The 8,028-nt window shown below is 69.9% G+C and carries 6 protein-coding genes and 1 pseudogene; 4 read left to right on the forward strand and 3 right to left on the reverse strand.

What is annotated here, in order from left to right:
• Both Q0C81_RS12575 and Q0C81_RS12580 read left to right on the forward strand, forming a co-directional pair.
• Positions 1–522: pseudogene (locus Q0C81_RS12575) on the forward strand (dihydrolipoyl dehydrogenase); the annotation flags it as partial.
• 153 nt (positions 523–675) lie between these two features.
• Entirely contained in the window at positions 676–1,746 is a 1,071-nt protein-coding gene (locus Q0C81_RS12580; protein ID WP_291838327.1) for a substrate-binding domain-containing protein, read from the forward strand.
• Between the two features lie 227 nt (positions 1,747–1,973).
• On the opposite strand, the gene Q0C81_RS12585 is transcribed toward Q0C81_RS12580, so the two are convergent.
• Positions 1,974–3,059 carry a glycosyltransferase family 1 protein gene (locus Q0C81_RS12585; RefSeq protein WP_291838329.1) on the reverse strand — a complete coding sequence of 362 codons (1,086 nt, stop codon included), beginning with the start codon at positions 3,057–3,059 and terminating at the stop codon, positions 1,974–1,976.
• A gap of 71 nt (positions 3,060–3,130) precedes the next feature.
• Complete coding sequence (locus tag Q0C81_RS12590; RefSeq protein WP_291838332.1) at positions 3,131–3,598, reverse strand: Lrp/AsnC ligand binding domain-containing protein; 468 nt, start codon at positions 3,596–3,598, stop codon at positions 3,131–3,133.
• Between the two features lie 103 nt (positions 3,599–3,701).
• Between Q0C81_RS12590 and putA the strand changes: the two genes are divergently transcribed.
• The gene (putA, locus tag Q0C81_RS12595) at positions 3,702–6,824 is read left to right on the forward strand and encodes a bifunctional proline dehydrogenase/L-glutamate gamma-semialdehyde dehydrogenase PutA (protein ID WP_291838335.1); all 3,123 of its coding nucleotides are present in this window, start codon (positions 3,702–3,704) and stop codon (positions 6,822–6,824) included.
• Positions 6,825–6,912: 88 nt separating this feature from the next.
• Positions 6,913–7,437, forward strand: coding sequence for a hypothetical protein (locus Q0C81_RS12600; RefSeq protein ID WP_291838338.1), 525 nt, complete (start codon positions 6,913–6,915; stop codon positions 7,435–7,437).
• 45 nt (positions 7,438–7,482) lie between these two features.
• Here Q0C81_RS12600 and Q0C81_RS12605 read toward each other — a convergent pair.
• Positions 7,483–8,028 (reverse strand): hypothetical protein (locus Q0C81_RS12605; RefSeq protein ID WP_291838341.1); only part of this gene is annotated, 546 nt, incomplete at its 5' end.

The raw sequence follows: 8,028 nt of genomic DNA on the forward strand, positions 1-8,028 counted from the left end.
GTGAAGATCGATGACCGCTGCGCCACCAGCATGCGCAACGTCTGGGCCGTCGGCGACCTGACCGGCGAACCCATGCTGGCCCATAAGGGCTCGGCCCAGGGCGAGGTGGTCGCCGAGATCATCGCCGGCCATGACCGCAAGTTCGATCCCGTCACCATCGCCGCCGTCTGCTTCACCGAGCCGGAGATCGTCTCGGCGGGCCTCGGTCCGCAGGACGTGGCGGGCCGCGACGACGTCATCCAGGCGGTCTTCCCCCTGATGGCCATCGGCCGCGCCCTAGCCATCGAGGCGGGCGAGGACGGCGGCTTCGTGCGCGTCATCGCATCCAAGACCGACCACCGCCTGCTGGGCGTCCAGGCCGTCGGCCAGCATGTGTCCGAGATGTCCAACAGCTTCGCCCAGATGCTGGAGATGGGGGCCGTGCTGGAAGACGTCGCCGGCGTCATCCACGTCCACCCGACCCTGGGCGAGGCCTTCCATGAGGCGTCCCTGCGCGCGCTGGGACACGCCATCCATATCTAGGGATTAGGGGCTAGGGACTAGGGGTTAGGTCCGTGGCGCTGAGTCGGATTGTTTCTGCCCCTAGCCCCTAGCCCCTAATCCCTCCCCTTTCGCCCAACCGTCACAAACCTCTGGTCTAAGCGGCGCACCTCACCCGTTGTCCGGAGACTGACGATGACCCGCACCCTGCTCGCCGCCGCCTCGGCGGTCGCCCTTCTCGCCCTCGGCGCCTGTGGCGACAACGCCGGCGCTCCCGGTTCGCAAGCGCCGCGCGCGGGCATCTGGGCCGCCGGCTCCTCGACCGTCTTCCCCTTCTCCACCCGCGTGGCCGAAAACTTCCAGCGCACCTCGGGCGGCGCCGCCCCGCGCGTCGAATCGCTGGGCACCGGCGGCGGCATCCAGGCCTTCTGCCAGGGCGTCGGCCCCTCGACCCCGGACATCGCCAACGCCTCGCGTCCGATGAAGAAGTCGGAGTTCGAGCTGTGCCAGAAGAACGGCGTCACCGACATCGTCGAGATCAAGATCGGCTTCGACGGCATCGTCATCGCCACCGCCCGCAGCGGCAACAGCTTCAACTTCCGCCTGGAAGACCTCTACCTCGGTCTGGCCAAGGAAGTTCCGGGCGCCGGCGGCGCCCTCGTCGCCAACCCGGCCACCACCTGGCAGCAGGTGAACCCGGCCCTGCCGGCCCAGCGCATCCAGGTCTACGGCCCGCCGCCCACCTCGGGCACCCGCGACGCCTTCCTGGAGCTGGGCATGGCCCCGGGCGCCAAGGAGATCCCGTCGCTGGCCGCCCTGGCCGCCGCTGACAAGGACCGCTTCGAGACCCTGGCCCACACCGTCCGCGAGGACCAGCTGTGGATCGACTCGGGCGAGAACGACAACGCCATCGTCCAGACCCTGACCCGCACCCCGGGCTCGCTGGGCGTGTTCGGCTTCTCGTTCCTCGAGCAGAACATGGACACGGTGAAGGCCGAGACCATCGACGGCGTCGCCCCCTCGGCCGACACCATCGCCGACGGCTCCTACCCGCTGGCCCGCAGCCTCTACATCTACGTCAAGAAGCAGCACGTGGGCGTGACCCCGGGCCTCGAGCAGTTCGTGATGGAGTTCATGTCCGAGGCCGCCGCCGGTCGTGGCGGCTACCTGCAGGACCGCGGCCTGGTGCCGCTGCCCGAGGACCAGCTGGTCGCCCAGCGCGCCATCGCCCAGGCGCTGACGGTCATGACCGCGCCGACGAAGTAGGATCGGCCCCGCCGATACGAGAAAGGCCCCGGAGCGATCCGGGGCCTTTTCTGTCTCTGGTCTTCGCCCGTCGCCCCGGGTGACCATCCATGTAACTAAAGGATGTGTCGTTAACCTGACGCGTGCTATAGGTTGTGTGCGGCTCGTTTGCCGATGGGCCGGCCCGTCGGCGTCGTCTCGAACTCCCCCCTGACCGCGAGGCGGCGCCGACGGAAGCGTCCGGCGCTTTACGCCGCCGCCTTGCGCCGCAGCCGCGCGATCCGGCGCAGCCGCCGCCAGAAGCGCCCGCGATCCGGTTCCGGGTAGGGCTGCAGGTTCTCGATGAACTGCTCGGCCGAGGCCCGCCAGCTGAATTTCTCGGCATAGGCGCGCACCGTGGCCCGGTCGCACTTCAGCGCCTCCAGGCAGGCTCTCCGCAGATCCTTGTCGATCGCCCCGGCGTCGGAGCCCGGGATGATGTCGATCGGGCCGTGCGCCGGATAGGCGGCCACCGGCGTGCCCGTGGCCATGGCCTCCAGGATCACCAGGCCGAACGTGTCGGTCCAGCTCGGGAAGACGAAGACGTCCGCGTCGCGGAAGCACCGCGCCAGCTCCTCGCCGAACCGGGCGCCCAGGAATTTCGCTTCCGGGTATTTCTCCTGCAGCTCGGCGCGGGCCGGGCCGTCGCCGACCACGATCTTGGTGCCGGGCAGGTCCTGCTCCAGGAAGGATTCGATGTTCTTCTCGACCGCCACCCGGCCGACGTTCAGGAAGAAGGGCCGCGGCCAGTCCTTGCCGCCCAGCTCGTCATAGATGCGCGGCAGGTCGGGGTTGAACTGCTCGGTGTCCACGCCCCGCGTCCACGGCGACACGTTGCGGAAGCCGTGCGCCGTCAGCTCGTCGCGCAGGGTCGGGGTGGCGACCATCAGCCGTCCCGACGGCTTGTGGAACCACTTCATGTAGGCGTAGCCGACCTGCACCGGGATAGGGAACCGGGCCGAGACGTACTCGGGGAATTTGGTGTGGTAGCTGGTCGTGAACGGCAGCTTCCATTCCACGCAGATGCGGCGCGTGGCGATGCCGATGGGGCCCTCGGTGGCGATGTGAACCGCCTCGGGCTCGAAGGCGCGCAGCCGTTCGCGGATCTCTTCCTCGGCCCCCAGCGCCAGCCGGATCTCCGGATAGGTGGGGCAGGGGATGGTCTTGAACTGGCTGGGCTCGACGACCTCGACCTCATGGCCCATGGCCCGGCATTCCGCCGTGATCCGGGACAGGGTGCGGACGACGCCGTTGACCTGGGGCTCCCAGGCGTCGGTGGCCAGAACGATGCGCATGTGGGCCGGGAGGCTCCGCCGTTGATCGGGCAACCGGTCTAGCGGTTTGCGACGACGTTGGCGAGACGCGGTTAAAGCGGCAGCGCCGTCGTCGCCTTCACCTCTTCGAGAACGGCGTAGGTTCGGGTCTCGCGCACGCCGGGCATCCGCACCAGCACGTCGCCCAGGAAGGCGCGGTAGGCGTCCATGTCGCCGACCCGGGCCTTGATCAGATAGTCGAAGCCGCCGGCGACCATGTGGCACTCCAGCACCTCGGGTTGGCGGCGCACGGCCTCCGCGAAAGCCTCGAACATGTCGCCCGTGGTCCGGTCCAGCAGCACCTCGACGAAGATCATCAGCCCCCGCCCGACCTTGGCCGGATCGATCAGGGCGGCGTAGCCGGTGATCACTTTCTTTTCGCGGAGCCGCCGGACCCGCTCGAAGCAGGCCGCGGCCGACAGATTGCACCGCCGGGCCAGTTCCGCGTTGGACAGACGGCCGTCCTCCTGCAGCGCCTTGAGCAGGCGGCGGTCCACAGCGTCCAGATTATCCATCGCCAAAACGGCTCCCGCGCCGAACGATCTTCGGCTCCCGAGAGTATCATACGATGCACATTCGGCAGTGTCCGCCATATATGCGCTTCAAGCTCAGGACATCCCGCCCATGACGACCGCCTTCTCCCCCTCCAGCGTCGCCGTCTGGGACACCCTGGATCACGGCAAATTCGCCGACGAGACCGCGACCGTCCGCGGCCTGCTGGACCGGATCCCCCTCGACGCGGGCGAGCGCGCCGCCGTCCTGGCCTCCGCCACCGACCTGGTGGAACGCGCCCGCGCCAGCGTGAAGAAGCAGGGGGTGGTCGAAAGCTTCCTGCAGGAGTTCTCGCTCGGCACCCGCGAGGGCCTGGCCCTGATGTGCCTGGCCGAGGCCCTGCTGCGCACCCCGGACGAAGAGACCCGCGACCGCCTGATCGCCGAGAAGATCGGCTCCGCCGACTGGGCCAGCCACCTGGGCCAGTCCGACAGCCTGTTCGTCAACGCCTCCACCTGGGGCCTGATGCTGACCGGCAAGCTGGTCGACGTGGACGAGGAGGCCCGCACCGACCTGCCCGGCTTCCTAAAGCGCATCGTGGGCCGCCTGGGCGAGCCGGTCATCCGCGAGGCCGTCGCCGCCGCCGTCCGCATCATGGGCGAGCAGTTCGTGGTCGGCCGCACCATCGAGGGCGCGCTGAAGCGGTCCAACAAGGAAGGCTGGCTCTGCTCCTTCGACATGCTGGGCGAGGGCGCCCGCACCGCCCATGACGCCGAGCGCTACGAGAAGATCTACGCCGACGCCATCGAGGCGGTGGGCAAGACCTCCAAGGGCCAGGGGCCCGAGGTCGGCCACGGCGTCTCGGTCAAGCTGTCGGCCCTGTCGCCGCGCTACGAGGCGACGCATGAGGCCCGCGTCTGGTCCGAGCTCTATCCGCGCATCAAGCGCCTGGCCCTGATCGCGGCCAAGTACGACATCAACTTCACCATGGACGCGGAGGAGGCCGACCGCCTCGCCCTGTCGCTGAAGCTGCTGGACCGTCTCGCCCGCGAGCCCGAACTGGGCGCCTGGACCGGTCTGGGCCTGGCGGTGCAGGCCTATCAGAAGCGCTGCCCCGAGGTGATCCGCCGCGTGGCCGAGCTGGCGAAGTCGTCGGGCCGCCGGCTGATGGTCCGTCTGGTCAAGGGCGCCTACTGGGACACCGAGATCAAGCGCGCCCAGCAGTTCGGCCGCACCGACTATCCGGTCTTCACCACCAAGGCCGCGACCGACCTGAACTACCTGGTCTGCGCCCGCCTGATGATCGAGGCCGCGCCGCACATCTACAGCCAGTTCGCGACCCACAACGCCCACTCCCTGGCCGCCGTCTACAAGATGGCGTCAGAGCGCGGCGTGAAGATCGAGTTCCAGCGCCTGCACGGCATGGGCGAGGCCCTGTACGACGCTGCCCGCGACGCCTTCGGGCCCGTTACGGTGCGCGCCTACGCCCCCGTCGGCGGGCATGAGGACCTGCTGCCCTATCTGGTGCGCCGTCTGCTCGAGAACGGCGCCAACTCCTCCTTCGTCCACGCCCTGCTGGACGAGCGCGTCCCGGCCTCCGCCGTCGCCGCCGACCCCATCACGACCGTCGAGGCCCATCCCGACCGTCACGCCAAGATCCCGACCCCGAAGGATATGTACATGGACCGCCAGAACTCGCTGGGCCGCGACTACAGCCAGGCCGCCGACCGCGAGCGCCATGCCCGCGCCCTTGAAAAGGTCGACAGCGAGAAGCTGACCGCCGGCCCCCTCATCGGCGGCAAGCTGAAGGCCGGGACCCACGCCCAGGACGTGACCAATCCCTTCGACACGACCCAGGTCCTCGGCCACGTCTCCGAAGCCACGGCCGCCGACATCGACGCCGCCGTCGACGCCGCCGCCCGCGCCCAGGTCGCCTGGGACCGCAAGGGCGGCCTGGGCCGCGCCCCGGTGCTGCGCGCCATGGCCGACGCGCTCGAGGCCGACATGGATCGTCTGGTCGCCCTGCTGTCGCGCGAAGCCGGCAAGACCCTGAACGACGCCGTCGCCGAGATCCGCGAGGCCGCCGACTTCTGCCGCTACTACGCGATGCTGGCCGAACGCGACTTCGGCGGCCCGACCGAGCTGAAGGGCCCGGTCGGCGAGATCAACCAGCTGGTCCTGCATGGCCGAGGCGTCTTCGCCTGCATCAGCCCGTGGAACTTCCCGCTGGCCATCTTCACCGGCCAGATCGCCGCAGCCCTGGCCGCCGGTAACGCGGTCCTGGCCAAGCCCGCCGAACAGACCCCGCTGATCGCCGCCGAGGCCGTGCGCCTGTACTACAAGGCCGGGCTGAACCCCGACCTGCTGGCCCTCGTCCCGGGCCGGGGCGAGACGGTCGGCGCGACCCTGGTCTCGCACCCCGGCATCGACGGCGTCGCCTTCACCGGCGGCACCGACACCGCGACCCTGATCAACCGCTCCCTGGCCGCCCGCCCGGGCGCCATCATCCCCTTCATCGCCGAGACCGGCGGCCTGAACGGCATGTTCGTGGACACCACGGCGCTGAAGGAACAGGTCATCGACGACGTCATCCTGTCGGCCTTCGGCTCGTCCGGTCAGCGCTGCTCGGCCCTGCGCCTGCTCTATGTCCCGCATGACGCCGCCGACGCCCTGATCGAGGGTCTGAAGGGCGCGCTGGCGGCCCAGGTCGTGGGCGACCCCTCCGATCCCGCCACCGACATCGGCCCGGTCATCGACGCCGACGCCAAGGCTGCGCTCGACGCCCACCTGACCCGTCTCGGCGGCGACGCGAAGATCATCGCCCGCGCCGAACTGCCCGCGGGCGCGGAGAAGGGCCACCTGTTCGCCCCGACCATCGCCGAGATCCCGACCCCGGACTATCTGGAGCGCGAGGTCTTCGGCCCGATCCTGCACGTCTGCCGCTACGAGCCTTCGAAGCTGAAGGAGACGGCGTCCAAGCTGGCCCAGCGCGGCTACGGCCTGACCCTGGGCGTGCACAGCCGCATCGAGGCCTTCGCCGACGAGGTCGCGCGCCTGGTCCCCGCCGGCAACGTCTACATCAACCGCTCGATCATCGGCGCGGTCGTCGGCGTCCAGCCCTTCGGCGGCGAAGGCCTGTCGGGCACCGGTCCCAAGGCGGGCGGCCCCTACAGCCTGATCCGCTATGCGTCGGAAAAGGCCATCAGCAACAACATCTCCGCCCAGGGCGGCGACCCGGCGCTGCTGAACCTGTAGGCGCGAGGCGTCAGTTCCCGGCGCCTCATGGCGGCTTTCCGGTCACGGCTTTCCTCCCTAGTCTGGAGACAGTCCCACGGAGTTCGTCATGAAACGTCTGGTCGCCGCCGCCGCCTTCGCCGTCCTGGCGTCCGCCTGCACCGCCGCTGAAAGCGAAGCGCCCGCCGCACCCGCGGAACCCGCCCCGCCGGCCGGGGCCGGCGCGCCTGTCGCCCAGGCCGCGCCGCCGCTGTCGGCCTATGTCGGCAAATATCCGTTCGATGAAGTGGACGGGGTCGCCTTCATCGACCATCCCGACGTGCGCCGGGCCCTGGAGACGTCGGGCGCTCCGGCGGAGGCGATCGCGCTGGCGCGCGACCGCGACACCGTGGTGGTTCCGATCTTCCGCACCGAGACCGCCCTGGTCGCCTCGGGCTACGACCCACGCGCTGGCGGCAGCGTGAACTGGAATCTGGCCATCACGCCGAACGGCGAACAGGCGGTCGTCTGCTATCAGTCCGAACCGATCGGCCACATGTACGAGAACGGCCGCCGCACCCATCCGGTGCAGCCGCGATGCGCCAGCGACCTGGAGTCGGCCGGCGACCAGCTGTTCGAGTGGCCGTCGAACTGAGCGGGCCTGCGCTGTCCGTCTTGAACTGGATCGGCGGGATGGGGCTCAGCTCTCCGCCGACCACGGCGGCGGCGTGTTCGCGGGGCGCCAGCAGGGTTCGATCACCGCCGCCAGATCCACGGCCCAGCCAGCGGGCGTGCCTTCCCCGGCTTCCCCGATGTAGGTCGAGCGCCTGAAGTGTTGCTGGAACTCCACCCGGACAGCGTCCGCGTGGAGCGTCAGACCCTCCAGGTAGTCGGCCACCGTGGGATCGTGATCGAAACGGGTGACGGCATTGGGCGTCCACCGTGCATCGGATGCGCGCCCCAGCGCCGCGACGGCCCCGGGGCAGGCGCGCAGGTCGGCCTCCAGCCACTCCGTCCCGAGCTCAGCCAGGGCGGCCCGGATCAGCGGGGTAGAGGTCGCGCCCCGTTTGCCCAGCTCATTGAGGAGGTAAAGGCCCCGTTGGCGGAGCCGCTCCATCCCGGGCGGGGCGGGTGCCCGCACCATGCGGGCTCTCAACCGCGAAGCGCACTGATCCCCGACCGCTTCTCCGTCGACGCAGCCTTCGGCGACGGCGATGGCGTAGACAGGCCATCCATAGTCGTCCCC

Origin of the sequence: Brevundimonas sp. (genome assembly GCF_023259385.1) — a bacterium.
In the GTDB taxonomy this organism is placed as follows: Bacteria; Pseudomonadota; Alphaproteobacteria; order Caulobacterales; family Caulobacteraceae; genus Brevundimonas.

Bases quoted from the DNA above. Each gene is read 5' to 3' on its own strand.
- Q0C81_RS12580 (WP_291838327.1), top strand. From the start codon at position 676: ATGACCCGCACCCTGCTCGCCGCCGCCTCGGCGGTCGCCCTTCTCGCC.
- Q0C81_RS12585 (WP_291838329.1), bottom strand. From the start codon at position 3,059: ATGCGCATCGTTCTGGCCACCGACGCCTGGGAGCCCCAGGTCAACGGC.
- putA (WP_291838335.1), top strand. From the start codon at position 3,702: ATGACGACCGCCTTCTCCCCCTCCAGCGTCGCCGTCTGGGACACCCTG.
- Q0C81_RS12600 (WP_291838338.1), top strand. From the start codon at position 6,913: ATGAAACGTCTGGTCGCCGCCGCCGCCTTCGCCGTCCTGGCGTCCGCC.